19 protein-coding genes are annotated in these 19,492 nt (G+C 51.7%); 10 read left to right on the forward strand and 9 right to left on the reverse strand.

Annotation, left to right across the window (positions count from 1 at the left end):
• Positions 1-87: 87 nt before the first annotated feature.
• From tcyJ to VH187_RS06420, 5 genes are all read right to left on the reverse strand, one after another.
• On the reverse strand, positions 88-888 hold the full coding sequence (gene tcyJ / locus VH187_RS06400) for a cystine ABC transporter substrate-binding protein (protein WP_329700646.1): 801 nt from the start codon (positions 886-888) through the stop codon (positions 88-90).
• A gap of 84 nt (positions 889-972) precedes the next feature.
• A complete protein-coding gene (fliZ, locus tag VH187_RS06405) occupies positions 973-1,521 on the reverse strand; it encodes a flagella biosynthesis regulatory protein FliZ (protein WP_329700647.1) in 549 nt (182 codons plus the stop codon).
• Between the two features lie 52 nt (positions 1,522-1,573).
• Entirely contained in the window at positions 1,574-2,305 is a 732-nt protein-coding gene (locus VH187_RS06410) for an RNA polymerase sigma factor FliA (protein ID WP_329700648.1), read from the reverse strand.
• 190 nt (positions 2,306-2,495) lie between these two features.
• A complete protein-coding gene (locus tag VH187_RS06415) occupies positions 2,496-5,912 on the reverse strand; it encodes an O-linked N-acetylglucosamine transferase family protein (protein ID WP_329700649.1) in 3,417 nt (1,138 codons plus the stop codon).
• Between the two features lie 217 nt (positions 5,913-6,129).
• Positions 6,130-7,002: a flagellin N-terminal helical domain-containing protein gene (locus VH187_RS06420; protein WP_329700650.1), complete on the reverse strand. Its 873-nt coding sequence runs from the start codon at positions 7,000-7,002 to the stop codon at positions 6,130-6,132.
• Positions 7,003-7,335: 333 nt separating this feature from the next.
• On the opposite strand from VH187_RS06420, the gene fliD reads away from it, so the two are divergent.
• From fliD to amyA, 4 genes are all read left to right on the forward strand, one after another.
• The gene (fliD, locus tag VH187_RS06425; RefSeq protein ID WP_329700651.1) at positions 7,336-8,733 is read left to right on the forward strand and encodes a flagellar filament capping protein FliD; all 1,398 of its coding nucleotides are present in this window, start codon (positions 7,336-7,338) and stop codon (positions 8,731-8,733) included.
• 16 nt (positions 8,734-8,749) lie between these two features.
• Positions 8,750-9,160 carry a flagellar export chaperone FliS gene (gene fliS / locus VH187_RS06430; RefSeq protein WP_329700652.1) on the forward strand — a complete coding sequence of 137 codons (411 nt, stop codon included), beginning with the start codon at positions 8,750-8,752 and terminating at the stop codon, positions 9,158-9,160.
• Positions 9,160-9,519 carry a flagella biosynthesis regulatory protein FliT gene (gene fliT, locus VH187_RS06435; protein WP_329700653.1) on the forward strand — a complete coding sequence of 120 codons (360 nt, stop codon included), beginning with the start codon at positions 9,160-9,162 and terminating at the stop codon, positions 9,517-9,519. Before fliS ends, fliT begins: the two co-directional genes overlap by 1 nt.
• Positions 9,520-9,588: 69 nt before the next feature.
• Complete coding sequence (amyA, locus tag VH187_RS06440) at positions 9,589-11,076, forward strand: alpha-amylase (RefSeq protein ID WP_329700654.1); 1,488 nt, start codon at positions 9,589-9,591, stop codon at positions 11,074-11,076.
• A gap of 77 nt (positions 11,077-11,153) precedes the next feature.
• On the opposite strand, the gene yedD is transcribed toward amyA, so the two are convergent.
• The 4 genes from yedD to fliE all read right to left on the reverse strand — a co-directional run bounded on the left by yedD (position 11,154) and on the right by fliE (position 12,801).
• Positions 11,154-11,567 carry a lipoprotein YedD gene (gene yedD, locus VH187_RS06445; protein WP_329700655.1) on the reverse strand — a complete coding sequence of 138 codons (414 nt, stop codon included), beginning with the start codon at positions 11,565-11,567 and terminating at the stop codon, positions 11,154-11,156.
• 60 nt (positions 11,568-11,627) lie between these two features.
• On the reverse strand, positions 11,628-11,774 hold the full coding sequence (locus VH187_RS06450) for a YetF domain-containing protein (protein ID WP_329700656.1): 147 nt from the start codon (positions 11,772-11,774) through the stop codon (positions 11,628-11,630).
• Positions 11,775-11,866: 92 nt separating this feature from the next.
• On the reverse strand, positions 11,867-12,379 hold the full coding sequence (locus VH187_RS06455; protein WP_329700657.1) for a hypothetical protein: 513 nt from the start codon (positions 12,377-12,379) through the stop codon (positions 11,867-11,869).
• 110 nt (positions 12,380-12,489) lie between these two features.
• Complete coding sequence (gene fliE, locus VH187_RS06460) at positions 12,490-12,801, reverse strand: flagellar hook-basal body complex protein FliE (RefSeq protein ID WP_329700658.1); 312 nt, start codon at positions 12,799-12,801, stop codon at positions 12,490-12,492.
• 214 nt (positions 12,802-13,015) lie between these two features.
• On the opposite strand from fliE, the gene fliF reads away from it, so the two are divergent.
• From fliF to fliK, 6 genes are read left to right on the forward strand one after another with little or no spacing between them, the layout of a single operon-like run.
• The gene (fliF, locus tag VH187_RS06465) at positions 13,016-14,695 is read left to right on the forward strand and encodes a flagellar basal-body MS-ring/collar protein FliF (protein WP_329700659.1); all 1,680 of its coding nucleotides are present in this window, start codon (positions 13,016-13,018) and stop codon (positions 14,693-14,695) included.
• Positions 14,688-15,686 (forward strand): flagellar motor switch protein FliG, encoded by a 999-nt coding sequence (gene fliG, locus VH187_RS06470; RefSeq protein ID WP_329700660.1) that lies wholly within the window; start codon positions 14,688-14,690, stop codon positions 15,684-15,686. The genes fliF and fliG overlap by 8 nt, the downstream gene beginning before the upstream one ends.
• On the forward strand, positions 15,679-16,377 hold the full coding sequence (fliH, locus tag VH187_RS06475) for a flagellar assembly protein FliH (RefSeq protein WP_329700661.1): 699 nt from the start codon (positions 15,679-15,681) through the stop codon (positions 16,375-16,377). The genes fliG and fliH overlap by 8 nt, the downstream gene beginning before the upstream one ends.
• Entirely contained in the window at positions 16,377-17,747 is a 1,371-nt protein-coding gene (fliI, locus tag VH187_RS06480) for a flagellar protein export ATPase FliI (protein WP_329700662.1), read from the forward strand. Before fliH ends, fliI begins: the two co-directional genes overlap by 1 nt.
• 18 nt (positions 17,748-17,765) lie before the next feature.
• A complete protein-coding gene (gene fliJ, locus VH187_RS06485; RefSeq protein ID WP_329700663.1) occupies positions 17,766-18,209 on the forward strand; it encodes a flagellar export protein FliJ in 444 nt (147 codons plus the stop codon).
• A complete protein-coding gene (gene fliK / locus VH187_RS06490) occupies positions 18,206-19,432 on the forward strand; it encodes a flagellar hook length control protein FliK (protein ID WP_329700664.1) in 1,227 nt (408 codons plus the stop codon). The genes fliJ and fliK overlap by 4 nt, the downstream gene beginning before the upstream one ends.
• The last annotated feature ends 60 nt before the right edge of the window (positions 19,433-19,492 follow it).

Here is a 19,492-nt window from a genome sequence, read left to right on the forward strand (position 1 = left end):
CACAGTTGCGGACTAAATAAAAAAAGGCGCTAAATTAGCGCCTTTTAAGCATTTTCTTGAGTTGTAGGCCGGCCTACAAATCCCGATTTATTTGGTGACGTCAGCGCCGAACCATTTTTCGGACAGCGCTTTCAGGCTACCGTCTTTCTGCATTTCAGCGATAGCACCATCGATTGCTTTCAGCAGATCTTCGTTACCTTTACGCACCGCAACACCGGCTTCCTGACGGGAGAACGCTTCACCAGTAACAGCCAGCGTATCTTTGGTTTTCTTCACCAGATCCAACGCGGCCAGACGGTCAACCAGGATCACATCGATACGGCCTACGCGCAGATCCTGATATTTCGTCGGGTCGTCGTCATAGGTACGCACGTCAACGCCCTGCACGTTCTTACGCAGCCACTCTTCGTAGTTGGTGCCGAGGCCCACGCCGACTTTTTTGCCTTTCAGGTCAGCCGCGGTTTTGATCGCCCCTTCGTTGCCTTTCTTCACCAGCGCCTGAATACCAGACACAGTGTACGGCGTAGAGAAGTCATACTTCTGCTTACGCACATCAGAAATGGTCACCTGGTTAATCACCACATCAATACGTTTGGAATCAAGCGACGCCAGCATCCCGTCCCATTTAGTTGGTTTGAGGTCGGCTTTCACGCCCAGGTGCTTCGCCAGCTCCTGAGCGAATTCCACTTCGAAACCGGTCAGTTTGCCGTCATCGCCCTGGAAGCTGAATGGCGGATAAGTGCCTTCCAGCCCAACACGCAGCGAGCCACGCTCTTTAACCTGGCTCAGCAGATTTTCCGCGGCGAACGTTTTCACACTCGCCCCGGCAACCAGTGCCACGGCCATCATGCCCATCAGAGCCTGACGGCCCAGAAATGCTATTTTCATCATTCCCCCGAAAATTTGAATTTTTTGCAGTGTAAGGCGTTTGGGAAAAACAGCTAATACCCGTCCGCTATATGCCATTCAAATTTAATATATATCAGAGGTTGCCTGATACGCGAACTTCTGTTCCATCACCACCGGGCGCAGGTTTTTGAATTGCGAATACTTTCGCAACGCGATGCGATAATTGTTGGTGCTGGTCAGCGGTAACCACGGCGCGAGCGTTTCGTCCGGTTCGCCGTTAAGCAATTCGCGATTGATGTTCAGTTCAGAGAGATGATTACCAAGACGGCGCAGGCGCACGACATATTCGCGCACGGTGCCCGGGCTCATATCGGTTTGTTCGAACAGATACTGTTTGAAGCCGAGGATATCGAAGAAGTCGCTCTGCTCTTTGCAGTGCAGATCGCCGCAGAAACGACACAGCGCGACCCACTCCCGGCGCTCCTGTTGCCAGTCGGCCTCATCCATCAGCGTATCAAGGCGGGAAATAGCGATTTTGTTGACGATTTCGCCCCGACGCACCAGCGTGATGCGGTCGAGCATTTTCTGGCAGTGGGCGCAATGCGTCTGGCTGTGTTTAAAGTCTTTGAGGTAGCGGCTTAAAGGCCGTCTTTTAACGTGTTGCACCGTCATGATAACTCCTGGTAGTCAATGCTATGTGCGGCATTTCTCCAGGAATGACAGTTTAACCGCCCTCCTGGTACCGACCCAGTTTTGTTCGCAAACGCTTAATGGCCTGGCTGTGAAGCTGGCTTACGCGCGACTCTCCCACTTCCAGTACCGCGCCAATCTCTTTGAGATTGAGCTCTTCCTGGTAGTAAAGCGTCAGCACCAGCTGCTCACGTTCCGGTAAGGCTTCAATCGCCTCCATTACGCGTTGACGCAGGTTGCCTTCCATCAATTGATGAAGCGGGTTCTCCTGCTGATTCTCTTCAGTCACAAGCTCGATACTGTCACCGTGCTCTTCCCGCCACTCGTCGTAGGAGAAAAGCTGGCTGTTATTAGTATCCAGCAGCATCTGTCGATACTCTTCAACAGCAATACCGAGGCGCTGTGCGACTTCTGTTTCCGTCGCGTTGCGACCCAGCTCCTGTTCCAGTTGCCCCATCGCCTGCGCCACTTCTCGGGCGTTGCGCCGGACACTTCTTGGCACCCAATCCCGGCTGCGCAATTCGTCCAGCATCGCGCCACGTATGCGTTGTACTGCGTAAGTGGTAAATGCCGTGCCTTGCAGAGCATCGAAACGCTCGACGGCGTTCAATAAGCCAATGCCGCCCGCCTGAAGCAGATCATCCAGTTCCACGCTCGCGGGCAGTCGCACCTGAAGGCGCAATGCTTCATGCCGCACCAAAGGTACATAACGCTGCCACAGCGAGTGTTTATCCATTACACCATCAGCGGTATAGAAAGAGTTCACGATAAACAGCCCTGCAATAGTTGAGTTATCGGCATGATTATCCGTTTCTGGAGGGATTTTAATCGACGGAATAGTGGCTAAAAGGGGGGCTATTTGGGGAGTTAACGCAAATCATGAGCAGAGAAAACTTACTGTTCTTATCTGCTCATGTTGCAGCCAAAGAGGAAAAAATACTGACAACGCTTATAAATTAGAAAGTTGGCATCTGTCCAATCGAGAAACTTTCTGGGGATTTGTTGTTACAGTACAATTCCCAACATCTCCTGAACATACTCTCAACAATTTCACCTATTTGTTGCTGGGTATGGCCCTGGATATTCATCCGCTCACGCAAGCCAAGGCGTATGTCATTTAATTCATCTCTTTTATCGGCCCAGCCTGCGGCAATTTTAACGAAATCGTCAATATTTTCCGCAACAAACTGAGGTAACCCGAGTGAATACATAATCGATGCGCCCTGTCGTGAAACTAAAGTATCACCGGCAAACGACACCGTTGGCACCCCCATCCATGCGGCATGACTGGTTACCGTTCCCCCTGTAAATGGAAACGTGTCAAGCAAAAGATCAACATCATTATGATAGCTAAGGTAGGTATCCATTCCCGCTAACTCACGCAGTTCAAATCGGTCTTCACTAATTCCGCGGCTGGTAAATTGTCGAGAAATATCAGCCCAAACAACTTTAGGCATATTCCCGACAATCATTCGAGAATCGGGTACAGCATGTAATATGTCAGTCCATGCCGTAAATACTTGTGGATTCAGTTTATTTGTTCGATTAAAGCTTCCAAAGGTAAAATGTTTATTCTCCATTGCCGGAAGCTTATTCACTTTAACCTTGTCACTGGCCTGATCGAAGTTCCTTGGGAGATACAAATAAATAAGCTTTTCGGTAAATTGCTGTTCAAGTTCTACTGATTTATTAACAGGAAAAATGGTTGCATAATAGTCCATTGCAGACAACCCGGTTGTTGCGTGATAACCCACCCACGAAATCTGAACGGGCGCGGGTTTCAATGCAAAAACAGGTAAACGGTTGTCACTCGTGTAACCAGATAAATCGACCAAAATATCAACGGCATCTTGTTTAATCATCTCGGCCATTTCTATATCACTGACATGGCAAACATTTCGCCAAAGATCCGCGGTATCCCTAAAACGCGCAGTACCGTCATTCTCATAATGAGCAGGAATATTGCTATAGGCAATGAGCTCGCATTTATTACGATCCAACGCATGCCAGATTGGCGAGAAGAAGAAACTTACCGGATGAGAGTCACGGAAATCGCCAGAAACAAAGCCAATGCGTAATTTTCTCTGCGGATCTTTATCTTTTTCGATATAACCAGAGAAATGCTGCGTTTTTGCCCAGTTGGCCAGGGCATGTCCATAATCCAGATGAACTTGCTGAATTTCCTGTAACGTCGCTTTTGGACTGTGAGTGATAGCAAAGCCAAGTCCTGTCAGTAACCTAAAATCTGTTTCTTTATTCTTGATAGCACGGCGCAATAACGCAATCCCTTCATCGGTCCGTGTCTGCTCACACAGGATCCCACCCAGCAGTGTCGCAATTAATCGGCTGTCAGGCGCGATGTCGAAAGCTTTGCGTGCGCAGTATTCACTTTTCTCATATTCTTTAAATTCAAAGTGAATAGATGCCAGCAAATACCACTCAGGGGAACTTTTTTGATTGCATCGTAAAATTGCATTAGCCAACCGCCACGCTTGCCAATGGCACTTACAGGATAAAAATGCGAATGCCATTTCGGAATAAAGAAAGAGGCTCGTAGAATGGAACGAAAGTGCCAGCGACAATTTAGCTAATGCAGTTTTATGATCCCCGATACTCCGGGCAAGCGTAAACAAATAGTACTCTTTCGCACCCGTTTGAATGTTATCTTCAAGGAATTTGCTAGCCTGCTCAAAACCTTTATTGTATTCACCTCGTTGCATATGCTGGCTAATAATGTTTTGTTGTTCATGAGTCAGGGCGACATCATCCTGAACAAACTCAGCAACGTTTTTAAGTTTGTCTAATGCTTTATACTCTTTGGCCATAAAACCATATGCACCTTCATCGCAGGAATAAAGGAACAAGGCGCTCGTTATTCTGAATATGGCGTCCTGAGGGCAACAGAGGATCATCTTCTGGAGAAAATGTTTCCATCCAACGCCACCCGCATTGACCAGCCCTTTGAAGCATAGAGAATCCATGGCCTGCCAGTGCTCAGCATCAACATTCAATGGGCCAAGTAGCAGAGCTCGTTCTGCATCATCAATCGAAACGACCTCCCCCCATCCATTGATAAGCCAGTCAGCCTTGGGATTGAATTTTAGTTGAGCGTCAACCTGGTCAATAATATGTAAATCAACGTCCCCATCATTACTGTAAGAATCAGGCCCTTTCAGGTAATGCAGACCAGGAATATTTTTCAGTAATAATGACCAGAGTGCATTCTCCACGGCGGCATGTGCATCCTTCGCTTCACCCTCACCGATAATTTCACAATGAAAGAGAAGTTGCTCAAAACTGACGCTCCTTGGCCAGGCCTCACCCAAAATATCAAGGATTGCCAGCGTGACCTTATCGGTCGTCGCTATATTGAGTCCATCGTTGCTGGCTAAGGATGATGCAATATTCCGTTCATGGCTCGCCGATCGGCGAAATGCGCCTGCGAAACGCAAGTTTTTAAGCGACCTACGCTCAGGCAACATTTTAACAGTGCGTCTGTTTTTTTCGTGGGTAAGAAGGCTAAATCTTCTCGCCCTATTAACCAGAAAATCAATATGTTGCTGAATGAGGATCTTATCGGGAGCGACGCCCATAGCTGCAAGCAAACTTTCTGTATGGTGAGATCCCGTCTCCGGACTCTCACTGAACGGCTGCGCATCCCCCACATAACACAAACCACATTCGTCCAGCCGCGCATTCAATTCAACGAGATATTCACTCTCTCGGGAACTCTCGAGATAGCGATGGGCAAAAAGCTCATCGGAGATCCGCTCGCTTTTTACTTGTTCTTGCTGTATTTCAGGTTTCCCTGGCATGACGACCAAAGTAGCTAGCATCAATTTTGCTTTGGCTATTTGCATTTCCAGAGAAGTTGCACTGCCGCTGGCCATCTGCATCGCTTCACGCAACGTTTCCAGTGAAGCTGACCCCGGTAAACATTCCCACTCTATTGCAAGCACTCCCGCAGGCGATAACAAACTCTGCAGACGCTGCAAAAGCATTGAATTTAGCTGGCGATTAAGCAATGCAAAGCTGTTCTGGATGATGACATAGTCCCAGTCATTATCCTGCATATCTAATACTTGCTGCACTGTAAGCGAATAGAGTTCCAGGTTGCCTGTCCCTACCGCTAATACTTGTTGTTGCGTCTGCTCAAACGCTTCAGAGATAAGTTCAATCCCCACAACTCGGGCAAAAGGCAACGAGGCAGCCAGAGCCAGCAGAGTCTCTCCTCCAGCACAGCCCAACACTAAAATGCGCGCATACTTAATTGCTGGCGACTGATGGCCATAAAGTGCGGCAGCTGTTTGCAGCTTAGAAGGGGTCCAGCTACTTTCAGGCTTACCGGACGCAAAATAGTCGTGTGCATTCATGGCGGGAATTAACTCTTTATTATGGCAATAGAGTGAATGATTTTATCGTCTGTTCCCAAACACAATATTGCAAATTAAGGACGAAATGTACGGCTAATCCACGCTTAGGGAAACAGAGCCGCAAGCTCAGGCGTTTATGAGGGTAAGGTGAAATAAAAAATGCCGACCACAGTACGTGGCCGGCATTCATCAACTAAAAAAGTTGGGACGAAACAGATTAACGCAGCAGAGACAGAACGGTCTGTGGAACCTGGTTTGCCTGAGACAGTACTGAAGTACCCGCCTGTTGCAGGATCTGCGCGCGGCTCATGTTAGAAACTTCGGTCGCGTAATCCGCATCCTGAATACGGGACTGTGCTGCGGACAGGTTAGTCACGGTGTTGTTCAGGTTAGAGATAGTGGATTCGAAACGGTTCTGGATAGCACCCAGGTCAGAACGCTGGTTATCAACCGCTTTCAGTGCAGCATCAACTTTTGACAGCACGTCAGAATCCAGAACGTCAATACCAGAGGTGCTTACGGTACGTGACTCGCCCGCTGCCAGACCAGTAGTGGAGCCAGCTGCACCTGCAGAAGCAAATGTGTTCCAGCCGCTGTTTGCACCGATAGAAATGTCAATTTTCTGACCATCGTTCGCGCCCACCTGGATGGAGATAGTCGTTGCACCACTTGAGTTAGCCAACATTTTGATGCCGTTGAACTGGCTCTGGCTTGCTACACGGTCAATCTCAGACAAACGCTGGTTAACTTCAGACTGAATGGAGTCAATATCAGAACCGGAGTTAGTACCGTTCTGAGCCTGAACAGACAGCTCACGAATACGCTGTAAGTTGTTGTTGATTTCGTTCAGTGAACCTTCAGCGGTCTGCGCGATGGAGATACCGTCGTTCGCGTTACGGGAAGCCTGAGTCAGACCTTTGATGTTAGCCGTGAAGCGGTTAGAAATCGCCTGACCTGCTGCATCGTCTTTTGCACTGTTGATACGCAGACCAGAAGAAAGACGCTCAATCGCAGTTCCGAGTGCGGACTGGGATTTGTTCAGGTTGTTCTGAGTAGTCAGGGACATTAAGTTAGTATTGATAACAGCCATGATAATTATCCTTCAAAAATGGGTTTAGATTCGGCTCCTGACACTCATCGAGTCTCTCACCGTCAACAAGGTTATCGACGCACCTCGAAAGGACTTTAGAAATAATCCACAAAAAAAATTCAACCATTTGTTTTTACAGTGTTTTATTTCATTATTTTATTTCCACCACATCGTAAAACCTCGAAATTACCGTTTTTGGCTGATAACAATCCCTTCATATACCCCTCACAGACTGGGTTATTCCACCGATTATTTTTAATCCTTATATATAAACTTTTCCCGTGTGGTGCCGATAGACAGTCAAGTTCTACTCAAGACTGAAGGAAATTAGACATGGCTACTATTAGTAACCTGGGCGTTGGCTCTAACCTGGACTTAACAACACTTTATAACCAGTTAGAGAGCGCTGAGAACACAAAGCTCACCACGATAACCAATCAGCAGAGCACTTATAACGCACAACTCAGCGCCTACGGTAAGCTGCAAAGTGCATTAACCAATCTGCAAACTGCAACGGCAAATCTTGGTAAAACGGCGACCTGGAATTCAACAGCAGTAACCAGTAGCAACACGGCGTTTTCCGCCACCTCCACAGGTGATGCCACTGTGGGAAATTACAATGTGAATGTTATTCAGGTGGCTAAAGCGCAAGTTTTAACCTCTGGCTCATTCGCTAGCAGTACCAGCACGTTAGGTGGCACCACCAGTGATGGCACGCGTAAGTTGACCATTACCCAGCCGGGCACCACTACACCGCTGGAAGTCACACTTTCGGATTCCGACACGAGCCTGACGGGTATCGCCAGCGCCATTAATAAAGCCAATGGCAATGTCACGGCGACCGTAGTGAAAGCCGGTGACAATGATTACCGCTTGATGCTGTCATCAAAATCGACAGGCACCGCCTACGATATGACGGTATCCAGCGATGATCCGACGCTGCAACAGGCGATGAGCCTGACCGTGCAAAGCGCATCGCAGAACGCCAAGGTGTCGGTCAATGACATCACTATTGAGCGCTCTGACAATACAATTTCTGACGCTCTGCCAGGCCTGACGCTGACGCTGAAATCTAAAAGTACCGCCGATGAAGGGCTGGTTGTTTCACGTACTACAGATTCTAACAATAAGGCAATCACCGACTGGGTTACCGCCTATAACTCGCTGCAGTCGACAATAGCAAGTGTGACGAAATATGCGGCAGTTGATGCCGGTAGTGACCAGTCCGCGAATAATGGCGCGCTTGTCGGCGACGGTAACGTCCGGTCGATTCAGTCTCAGCTGCGCAGTTTGCTGACCAACGTGCAGGGCGGAACCTACGCGATCGCAGCTCAGTTAGGTATTACCCAGGATCCTATTACCGGCAGTGATGGTTCAACCGGAAATTTGAAAATTGACGCCACTAAGCTCACGAAAGCGCTTAGTGATAATCCACAGGCCGTACAGCAGTACTTTATCGGTGATGGTAAAACCACGGGTTTTGCAACACTGATGACCAATACGCTGACCAAAATGTTGGATACCTCATCGGGCAGCTCTGGGGTCATTAAAAACGCGACCGACGGGATCAACAGTACTCTGAAGACCCTCAGCCAACGTTACGATGACATGTCGGATACCATTGATTCCACAATGGCCCGGTATAAAGCCCAGTTTACTTCGCTCGATACATTAATCAGCCAATTGAATAATACGGCCAGCTATTTGACACAACAATTCAGTTCTAAATAGTAGTTAAGGAACGAACATGTATAGTAAAAGTGGCGTGCTCTCCTACCAACAGGTAGGGGTTGAAAGCGCTGTCATGAGTGCAAGTCCGCATCAACTGATCGTTATGCTTTTCGATGGCGCACTCAGTGCGCTGGTCAGAGCAAGACTGTTTCTTGAACAGGGTGATATTCCGGCACGAGGAGATGCATTGTCCAAGGCCATTAACATCATTGATAACGGTCTGAAAGCGGCACTTGACTCGTCTGTCGACAGTGAGCTGCCCGCGCAGCTCGCGTCACTTTACGACTACATGATCCGCAGACTACTTCATGCCAATTTGCACAATGATCTCCATGCTATTGCTGAAGTTGAGGAACTACTCAACAATATTGCAGATGCATGGAAGCAGGTTGGTTCTCCCTTATCGGCAGTTCAGGATGGGTATTGATGACGAACGTGACGCACGCCCTTAAAGACTGGCAGTCTATTCTGGCCTTGAGCAAAACAATGCTTGAACTGGCCCACCACGGTAACTGGGATGAACTTATTGCACAGGAAGTGAAGTATCTGCAACTGGTGGAAGACATTGGCAAGAACCCCATTCTCCTGAACGAAAAAGTACAGTCTGACCATGCGCGCCTGATCCTCGAACAGGTACTGTTCAATGAGGAAAGCTTAAAAATTTTGTTAAATGCACGCATGGACGAATTGCGCCAGTTAATCAGCAACACGGGAAATCAGCGTTCAGTTACAACGGCTTATGGAAAACTTGCCGGGAATGTCCTTTTCCCCAAATTCCCTCAATAATAATCTTCTTCACTGGCATTTTTCGTCCATACTCCAGAAGTCAGCCAGCCGGCTTCTGGAGTATGGAACATGAAAAACCCAACCCTGTTGCAATGTTTTCACTGGTACTACCCCACTGGCGGTGAATTGTGGCGAGAAGTTGAAGCGCTGGCACCCAATCTAAATGAAATCGGCGTCAACATGATTTGGCTGCCTCCGGCGTATAAAGGCGCATCGGGCGGCTATTCTGTCGGTTACGACAGCTATGATTTATTCGATCTGGGCGAGTTTGACCAAAAAGGATCTGTCGCCACCAAATATGGCGATAAAACCCAACTGCTGGCCGCCATCGATGCTCTGAAAAAGCATGACATCGCCGTTCTGCTTGATGTGGTGGTGAACCACAAAATGGGCGCAGATGAAAAAGAACGCATCCAGGTTCAACGGGTAAACGAACAAGACCGCACGCAGATCGACGATGAAGTCATCGAGTGTGATGCCTGGACCAAATATTCCTTCCCCGTCCGCGACGGCAAATATTCGCAGTTCGTCTGGGACTACAAATGTTTTAGCGGCATCGACCACATCGAAAACCCCGATGAAAACGGCGTCTTTAAAATCGTAAACGATTATACCGGCGACGGCTGGAACGATCAGGTCGATGGCGAAATGGGTAATTTCGATTACCTGATGGGTGAAAACATCGATTTCCGCAATCATGCGGTCACCGAAGAGTTGAAATACTGGGCGCGTTGGGTGATGGAACAAACGCAATGCGATGGTTTTCGTCTTGATGCGGTCAAACACATCCCGGCCTGGTTCTACAAAGAGTGGATTGAGCACGTTCAGGAAGTAGCGCCCAAACCGCTGTTTATCGTAGCCGAATACTGGTCGCATGAAGTTGAAACGCTCCAGAATTACATCAACCAGGTTGACGGACAAACGCTGTTGTTTGATGCGCCGCTACAGATGAAATTCCACGAAGCTTCGCGGCTTGGACGCGATTACGACATGAGTCAGATTTTCACAGGAACACTCGTGGAAGCCGATCCGTTCCACGCCATCACGCTTGTGACCAACCATGACACGCAGCCGCTACAGGCTCTGGAAGCGCCCGTCGAGCCGTGGTTTAAACCCTTAGCCTATGCGCTGATTTTGCTACGTGAAAATGGCGTGCCTTCTGTGTTTTATGCGGATTTATTCGGCGCGATTTACGAAGACACAGGCGGCGACGGCAACAGTTATAAAATCGAAATGCCGGTTATTGAGCAACTCCACGAGCTGATCGACGCCCGCCAGAAGTTTGCGCACGGCGTGCAGACGCTCTATTTCGATCATCCTAACTGTATCGCTTTCAGCCGCAGCGGCACCGATGAAGCGCCCGGTTGCGTCGTCGTGCTTTCTAACGGTGACGACGGTGAAAAAACGTTAGCGCTGGGCGATAACTACGGCAACAAGCGCTGGAAAGATTTTCTCAATAATCGCCAAGAAATTGTCGAAACCGACATAGAAGGCAACGGGGTCTTTACCTGCAAAGGTGGCAGTGTGAGCGTATGGGTTATAGAGGATGTGTTGTGAGTCGTTAAAATTACTGAGCAGCAAGTTGTTTGCACCGGCCTACAGTGCAGGCGTAGGCCGGTCAGTGGCTGCGCGTTTTAAGGCAGCGGGGAAATGAGCGGGTTCTTCTGCAGATAATCCGCGCATTCCTGCGTCGGACGGTCCACACGCTTCAACGTCATACGGTCGTAATCGAGGCGATCGCCGTCTCTGTCGATGGCATACACATCTTTTTTATGGGTGACGTTATACAAGTCATCACTGCGGATCATTAATTTACCCGGTAACGCAATCACGCGCTTCCACTGACGGCAATCCAGCGTATCACCCTCTTTGGTGATAACCAGCGTCGCAATCGCCTCCGGGCTGACCATCGCACTTTGTGGCCCTTCCGACTGCCAGTAGCCTTCAAGGCCCGCTGGTGCAGGCGCTTTGACCACATTGTTATAGTCATCTATTTGGGCACAGCCACTCAGCGCCAACAGTGCGCCAATCATCGCAAAATTTTTCATCACCTATCCTGAAAACCGTGAAAAAAATATTGTGTCATTAAAGCCTTAACGCTTCCAGCCTTACTTCTGCGCAATGATGGAGATATGACCGTTACTTTCGAGGATCGCAAATTTAATCTCCGCAAGCTTCGTCAGCCCCTGGTTATTGCGCGCCGACACCATAATGTCCTCTTCGGAGATATCCACCAGTTTCATTTTTTCATGCATCTGTAAGTATCCCTGTAAAACGGCCCATTCACTTTTAGAGATCTTCCGACATACTGATTATGTTCCCTGAGGATCATATCCATGCACGCGCCTTACGGGTAAACAAATTGGGTGATCGTAACAGGAGGGAGTTGATTCACTCGCAGCGCCGTTTTTACCTTCCCCGCGCTACGCGGCTGCACGCTCAACCAGAGGGTATGCGTGCCCCCTTCCGGCTGATCATGGAACTCAAGGGTCATGCTGCCATTCTGGCTGCTGAAACGCCACGGCTGCGGATAGAGCGCATTAATTTCGAACGTATCCATAAACTGCCCGCCGAGAGTCACGGTGTAGCTCTCACCCGGCGGCACTTGCATAGTGAGTTTGAGATCCATGTCGCTTTGGCTACGACCAAAACGTTCATAGTCTGCATGCAGCGTGCCATCGGCGTTCACCGCTGCGCCATTACTTAAGACACCTTTTGAAAACAGGCCACAGAACCCGGCTAACAGCAGTAAAACCAACAACACAAACCCATACTGACGGGCAACATTCTCCACCCGTAACCATAAAAGATGCTCCACCACTGGCGCGTGGTGCGACGAAGACGATTTGGACACTGGCATGGTTGTCTCTGCATTAGCGAACCGTAAAGCAAAGTATGGTTGCAAACGCAGGAACGGGAAGTGCCGTGAGGAAAAAGTTATGCCTGTTGTTACGTCTTTTCTCTTTAGACCTAAACCTGCATGCTCATCATTTCCTGATACGCGGATACCAACTTGTTACGCACCTGAATGCCCATCTGTAATGAGACGGACGATTTTTGCAGGTCGGTCATCACATCGTTCAATCCGATGCCCGGCTCACCTAAGGCAAATTTCTCCGCTTGTGCTTTGGCACTGTTCTGCGTGTCGCTGATGCGGTCGAGCGCGGCGTTGAGCTGCCCGGCAAAGCTGATGCTCGGCTGTTCTTCTACCTGCTGATTGCGGGCGACGCTGGCCGCAGCCTGCATCTGCGTCAAAACCCCTTCGATACCTGTAATGGCCATATTTTTCTCCTGGTCAATGTCGTTGGGGATGAGATTAGCAGCTTGTCAATGAGATAAAGGCGCTAATTAACGTTAAAAAACCCGACTATTTGAGCCATAGAAAATTCCGAATAAGCAAATAATGGCATCGCTACCACTTTGCCTTTGCCGACCGGGAGTCAGCCTTGCTTTTGTACACGTTTACCGCCATCGACCTGGATTCACGAGGTGCGCAATGAGCGCGACAGCCACGACCACGCCAAACACTAAAATGCCTGAGTGGGTCACTCGCCTGCGCGCTAACCCGAAAATCCCTTTAATGGTTGCCAGTGCAGCAGCCGTGGCGATCGTCGTCGCGCTGGTGCTATGGGCAAAAGCGCCTGACTACCGCACGCTGTTCAGCAACCTGACCGATCAGGACGGCGGGGCTATCGTCACCCAGTTGCAACAGATGAACGTGCCGTATCGCTTTTCCGATAGCGGCGGCGCCATTGAAGTGCCTGCTGATAAAGTCCACGAACTGCGTCTGCGCCTCGCCCAACAAGGCCTGCCGAAAGGCGGTGCGGTGGGCTTTGAACTGTTGGATCAGGAAAAATTCGGCATCAGCCAGTTCAGTGAGCAGGTGAACTACCAGCGTGCGCTGGAAGGTGAACTCGCCCGTACCATTGAAACCCTCGGCCCGGTCAAAAGCGCACGCGTGCATTTGGCGATGCCGAAACCGTCGCTGTTTGTTCGCGAGCAAAAACTGCCATCGGCTTCCGTCACGCTGAACCTTGAGCCGGGCCGTGCGCTCGACGAAGGTCAGATTGCGGCCGTCGTGCATTTAGTCTCCAGCGCCGTAGCGGGCTTGCCGCCGGGTAATGTGACACTGGTCGATCAGGCGGGCCATCTGCTGACGCAATCGACATCAGGCGATCGTGACCTGAACGACGCGCAGCTTAAATATGCCTCTGATGTAGAAAGTCGTGTTCAGCGCCGTATCGAATCGATTCTGTCGCCAATTGTGGGTAACGGCAACGTTCATGCGCAGGTGACCGCACAGATCAACTTCGACAATAAAGAGCAAACCGAAGAGCAATACAGTCCGAACGGGGATGCTGCTCAAGCGGTGATGCGTTCCCGTCAGTTGAATGAAACTGAACAGGTTGGCGGCCAGAATCCAGGTGGCGTACCGGGTGCGCTGTCCAACTCCCCTGCCCCGGCACCGAGCGCACCTATTTCAACGCCGCCTGCCAACCAGCAGAATGCGGCTCAGGGACAGCAGCGAACCACCAGTGCTAACAACCAAAGTGGCCCGCGCAATACGTCGCGCAATGAAACCACTAACTACGAAGTCGACCGGACTATTCGCCACACCAAAATGAACGTGGGTGATATTCAGCGTCTGTCGGTGGCTGTGGTCGTGAACTACAAAAATCTGCCGGATGGTAAGCCGCTGCCGCTGACCGCCGATCAGATGAAACAGATTGAAGATTTAACTCGCGAAGCGATGGGCTTCTCCACACCACGTGGCGATACCCTGAACGTGGTCAACTCGCCGTTTAGCGCAGGCGATGAAACCGGTGGTGAGCTGCCATTCTGGCAACAGCAGTCGTTTATTGATCAGTTGATGTCTGCCGGACGCTGGGTGCTGATTGCACTGGTGGCGTGGATCCTGTGGCGTAAAGCGATTCGTCCGCAGTTGTTACGTCGCGACGAGATCGCCAAAGCCGCGCTGGAAGAAGCAAAACTTGCACGTGAAGCCAATGAAGCAGTTCAGGTTCACCTCAGCAAAGATGAGCAACAACAGAATCGCCGTGCCAATCAGCGCCTGAGTGCAGAAGTGTTGAGCCAGCGTATTCGCGAAATGTCAGACAACGATCCGCGCGTCGTCGCGCTGGTCATTCGCCAGTGGATGAGTAACGACCATGAGTAATGTCCTGTCAGGTACAGATAAAAGCGTCATCCTGTTGATGACCATTGGCGAAGACCGCGCAGCGGAGGTGTTCAAACACCTCAATGCCCGCGAAGTGCAGGCCCTCAGTGCCGCGATGGCTAACGTGCGCCAGATTTCCAACAGCCAGCTTGCCTCAGTGCTGGCAGAGTTTGAGCAGGAAGCCGAGCAATACGCTGCGCTGAACGTCAATGCCAACGAATACCTGCGTTCTGTGCTGGTAAAAGCGCTGGGCGAAGAGCGTGCATCCAGCCTGCTGGAAGATATTCTCGAAACCCGCGAAACCACCAGCGGCATGGAAACGCTCAACTTTATGGAGCCACAAAGCGCGGCCGATCTTATCCGCGACGAGCATCCGCAGATCATCGCCACCATTCTTGTGCACCTCAAACGTGGTCAGGCCGCGGATATTCTGGCGCTGTTCGACGAACGTCTGCGCCACGATGTGATGTTGCGTATTGCCACCTTTGGCGGTGTACAGCCAGCCGCACTGGCAGAACTGACCGAAGTGCTGAACAACCTGCTCGACGGTCAGAACCTCAAGCGCAGCAAAATGGGCGGCGTGAGAACGGCGGCAGAAATCATCAACCTGATGAAAACACAGCAGGAAGAAGCGGTCATTACCGCCGTTCGCGAATTCGACGGCGAGCTGGCGCAGAAAATCATCGACGAGATGTTCCTGTTCGAAAACCTGGTCGAAGTGGACGATCGCAGCATCCAGCGCCTGTTGCAGGAAGTGGATTCCGAATCGCTGCTGGTCGCGCTCAAAGGTGCCGAACAGCCGCTGCGCGAGAAGTTCCTGCGCAATATGTCTCAGCGTGCAGCCGATATTCTGCGCGACGATCTGGCCAACCGTGGCCCGGTTCGTCTGTCTCAGGTGGAGAACGAACAGAAAGCCATTCTGCTTATTGTGCGTCGTCTGGCCGAAACCGGTGAGATGGTAGTTGGCAGCGGAGAAGACACTTATGTCTGATTCCACGCCGTGGAAAGTCTGGCAGCCTGACGATCTGGCCCCGCCGATTAAAGCCTTTGTGCCTGCGTTTATCGACGAAAGCGTTGATGAACCGGTTGAAGAGATTTCCGAGGAGCAGAAGCTGCAACAACAGCTGGCGCACATCCAGATGCAGGCCCATGAACAAGGCTATAACGCCGGACTTGCCGAAGGCCGTGCTGCCGGACAGTCTCAGGGTTATCAGGAAGGTCTGGCGCAAGGGCTGGAACAGGGTCTTGCGCAGGCGCAACAGCAACAGATCCCACTGCACGCCCGTATGCAGCAACTGGTTAGCGAGTTCCAACATACACTCGACGCGCTGGACAGTGTGATCCCGTCGCGCCTGATGCAGATGGCGCTGGAAGCGGCGCGTCAGGTGATTGGTCAGGCACCGATTGTCGATAACTCGGCGCTGATCAAACAAATCCAGGCGCTGCTGCAACAGGAACCGCTGTTCAGCGGCAAGCCGCAACTGCGTGTTCACCCCGATGATTTGCAGCGCGTAGAAGAGATGGTGGGCGCGACGTTAAGCCTGCACGGCTGGCGGCTGCGCGGTGACCCGACACTGCATCACGGCGGCTGTAAAATTTCCGCCGAAGAAGGCGATCTCGACGCCAGCGTGGCGACCCGCTGGCAGGAGCTGTGCCGTCTGGCCGCTCCGGGAGTGGTGTAATGACCGCGCGCCTGACCCGTTGGCTCACTACGCTCGATAATTTCGAGACCAAAATGACGCAGCTTCCGTCAGTGCGTCGTTACGGACGGCTGACGCGTGCCACCGGGCTGGTTCTGGAAGCGACGGGCCTGCAATTGCCGCTCGGCGCGACCTGCGTGATTGAGCGTCAGGACGGCGCGGAAACCCGCGAAGTCGAAAGTGAAGTCGTTGGCTTTAACGGTCAGCGCCTGTTTTTGATGCCGCTGGAAGAAGTCGAAGGCATTTTGCCGGGCGCTCGTGTGTATGCGCGTAATGCGTCTGGCGACGGTTTACAGAGCGGCAAGCAATTACCGCTCGGTCCGGCGCTGCTCGGACGCGTGCTCGACGGCGCAGGCAAACCGCTTGATGGCCTCCCTGCACCGGACACCACCGAAACCGGCGCGCTGATCACCCAGCCGGTTAACCCGTTGCAGCGTACTGCAATTGAACACGTTTTAGATACCGGCGTGCGCCCAATCAACGCCCTGCTCACCGTAGGACGCGGCCAGCGTATGGGCCTGTTCGCCGGTTCCGGCGTCGGCAAAAGCGTGCTGCTCGGCATGATGGCGCGTTATACGCAGGCCGATGTGATTGTCGTGGGCCTGATCGGCGAGCGTGGCCGCGAAGTAAAAGATTTTATCGAGAACATTCTCGGGGCCGACGGACGCGCACGTTCGGTGGTGATTGCTGCACCCGCTGACGTTTCGCCTTTATTGCGTATGCAGGGCGCGGCGTATGCCACGCGTATCGCCGAAGATTTTCGTGACCGCGGTCAGCATGTGTTGCTGATCATGGATTCCCTGACCCGTTATGCGATGGCGCAGCGTGAAATTGCGCTGGCTATCGGTGAGCCACCGGCGACCAAAGGCTATCCACCGTCGGTATTCGCCAAACTGCCTGCGCTGGTTGAACGCGCCGGGAACGGCATCAGCGGCGGCGGCTCGGTCACCGCTTTTTATACCGTACTGACGGAGGGTGACGATCAGCAGGATCCGATCGCCGACTCCGCGCGTGCGATCCTTGACGGTCACATTGTGCTGTCCCGCCGTTTGGCGGAAGCGGGCCATTATCCGGCCATCGACATCGAAGCCTCTATCAGCCGCGCCATGACGTCGCTCATTACTGAGAAACATTACGCGCGGGTAAGAAACTTCAAACAACTGCTTTCCAGCTTCCAACGTAACCGCGATCTGGTCAGTGTCGGCGCGTATGCCAAAGGCAGCGACCCGATGCTCGACAAAGCGATCGCGTTATGGCCGCAGCTGGAAGCGTTTCTGCAACAGGGCATCTTTGAAAAAGCGGATTGGGACGATTCACTCCAGGCACTGGAGCTTATCTTCCCGGTCGCCTGACCGCAGGAGTAAACGATCATGGCACAACACGGTGCGTTAGCCACGCTGAAAGAACTGGCCGAAAAAGACGTCGATAGCGCTGCTCTACAATTGGGCGAGATGCGACGCGGCTGTCACCAGGCGGAAGAGCAGCTGAAAATGCTGATGGATTACCAGCTTGAGTACCAGAACAACCTCAACAGCAACATGACTGAGGGTATGGCAAGCCTGCGCTGGCAGAACTATCAGCAGTTTATTCAGACGCTGGAAAAGGCTATCGATCAGCATCGCCAGCAGTTGTTGCAGTGGAATCGTAAAGTCGAACAGGCGCTCAACGCCTGGCGCGAGAAAAAGCAGCGTTTGCAGGCATGGCAGACGCTACAGGACAGACAGGCCGCCGAAACGCTGTTGACGGAAAACCGTCTGGACCAGAAAAAAATGGATGAGTTCGCCCAGCGTGCCACCTTAAGGAAACCCGAATGATTATTCTGCCGAAACTTATCGTCAGTGATGCCGACATCACCTCTGCTACACAGACTGGCTTAACCGTCGGAGCCACCGACGGTGCACAGGATTTTTTCGCCCTGCTCTCCGGCGCGATGTCTGGCAAAACCGCTAAAGACGGCAAGCTGACGCTGGCCGATCTGCAGGCCGCCAGCCAAACATTACCGCAGGGCGTCGCCAAAACCACGCTCACCAAACTGCTGGCGCAGCAAGGCGACGAGCCGACGCCAAAAGTCGATTTGACCACGCTGACCGATGCGCAGTCGGTGTTGAGTGCGCTGACGCCCGAAGCAAAAATCGACGTTGTGAAACAGCTGACCAAAGAGCTACAAAAGAGTGACGACAAACCTACTCTTAGTAATGAAGAGATGGCCGGATTAAGCGCGCTGATGGCAATGCTGCCACACACCGCGACCGCCACAGCTGCACTGCCTGCAACATCGGGCACTGCGACAATTGCCACTGGGGGTACCAGCGTAAAAGGTTTCGCTGATGTAGCCGCAGCAGCAACGGGTGTCGAAACGGATAAGTCCAGGAAACCCGAGCAATCTGTAAGCAAAGAATTTACGCTCCCGCAGACAACACAAGGGCTGCAAGCGGTTCAAACCACAGATAACTCTGCCGGACAGTCTCCATTGGCTGCCGCAGTGGTCGCGAAAGCCGACACCGAGAGCTCGCTGTCTGCCGCGACACCGACGGTAAATATCGCGCCGGTTATCAGTAATGCAACCGCAACGGTGAACACACACCCGGTTGTCACCATTAATTCTCAGTTGGGCACACCTGAGTGGCAGCAGAACGTGAGTCAGCACATCACCCTGTTTACCCGTCAGGGCCAGCAAACTGCGGAGCTGAAACTGCATCCGGAAAACCTAGGTCCGGTGAATATCACCCTCAAGATTGACGACAATCAGGCGCAAATCCAGATGGTCTCCGCGCACAGCCATGTTCGCGCCGCGCTGGAAGCGGCTATCCCGATGCTGCGTACTCAGCTTGCCGAAAACGGTATTCAGCTGTCGCAAAGCAACGTCAGCAGCGAAAGTTTTGCCGGACAACAGCAGCAGTCCACGTTTAATCAGCAATCATCGCAACGTTCGACTGAAGGTCGCGCATTTGCTGCCGATGATGAAGAGGCCCTGAGCGTTCCCGTTAGCCTGCAAGCACAGGCCCGAGGCAACGGCACCGTCGACACTTTTGCCTAACGCCAGAGGTAGCACGATTATTCCCGTCTTTTCCACCCTTTGAGCTGGACTTAAGTCGGG

It is taken from the genome of Scandinavium sp., assembly GCF_036271055.1.
In the GTDB taxonomy this organism is placed as follows: domain Bacteria; phylum Pseudomonadota; class Gammaproteobacteria; order Enterobacterales; family Enterobacteriaceae; genus Scandinavium.

Bases quoted from the DNA above. Each gene is read 5' to 3' on its own strand.
- tcyJ (WP_329700646.1), bottom strand. From the start codon at position 888: ATGAAAATAGCATTTCTGGGCCGTCAGGCTCTGATGGGCATGATGGCC.
- fliZ (WP_329700647.1), bottom strand. From the start codon at position 1,521: ATGACGGTGCAACACGTTAAAAGACGGCCTTTAAGCCGCTACCTCAAA.
- VH187_RS06415 (WP_329700649.1), bottom strand. From the start codon at position 5,912: ATGAATGCACACGACTATTTTGCGTCCGGTAAGCCTGAAAGTAGCTGG.
- VH187_RS06420 (WP_329700650.1), bottom strand. From the start codon at position 7,002: ATGGCTGTTATCAATACTAACTTAATGTCCCTGACTACTCAGAACAAC.
- fliD (WP_329700651.1), top strand. From the start codon at position 7,336: ATGGCTACTATTAGTAACCTGGGCGTTGGCTCTAACCTGGACTTAACA.
- fliS (WP_329700652.1), top strand. From the start codon at position 8,750: ATGTATAGTAAAAGTGGCGTGCTCTCCTACCAACAGGTAGGGGTTGAA.
- fliT (WP_329700653.1), top strand. From the start codon at position 9,160: ATGACGAACGTGACGCACGCCCTTAAAGACTGGCAGTCTATTCTGGCC.
- amyA (WP_329700654.1), top strand. From the start codon at position 9,589: ATGAAAAACCCAACCCTGTTGCAATGTTTTCACTGGTACTACCCCACT.
- yedD (WP_329700655.1), bottom strand. From the start codon at position 11,567: ATGAAAAATTTTGCGATGATTGGCGCACTGTTGGCGCTGAGTGGCTGT.
- VH187_RS06450 (WP_329700656.1), bottom strand. From the start codon at position 11,774: ATGCATGAAAAAATGAAACTGGTGGATATCTCCGAAGAGGACATTATG.
- VH187_RS06455 (WP_329700657.1), bottom strand. From the start codon at position 12,379: ATGCCAGTGTCCAAATCGTCTTCGTCGCACCACGCGCCAGTGGTGGAG.
- fliE (WP_329700658.1), bottom strand. From the start codon at position 12,801: ATGGCCATTACAGGTATCGAAGGGGTTTTGACGCAGATGCAGGCTGCG.
- fliF (WP_329700659.1), top strand. From the start codon at position 13,016: ATGAGCGCGACAGCCACGACCACGCCAAACACTAAAATGCCTGAGTGG.
- fliG (WP_329700660.1), top strand. From the start codon at position 14,688: ATGAGTAATGTCCTGTCAGGTACAGATAAAAGCGTCATCCTGTTGATG.
- fliH (WP_329700661.1), top strand. From the start codon at position 15,679: ATGTCTGATTCCACGCCGTGGAAAGTCTGGCAGCCTGACGATCTGGCC.
- fliI (WP_329700662.1), top strand. From the start codon at position 16,377: ATGACCGCGCGCCTGACCCGTTGGCTCACTACGCTCGATAATTTCGAG.
- fliJ (WP_329700663.1), top strand. From the start codon at position 17,766: ATGGCACAACACGGTGCGTTAGCCACGCTGAAAGAACTGGCCGAAAAA.
- fliK (WP_329700664.1), top strand. From the start codon at position 18,206: ATGATTATTCTGCCGAAACTTATCGTCAGTGATGCCGACATCACCTCT.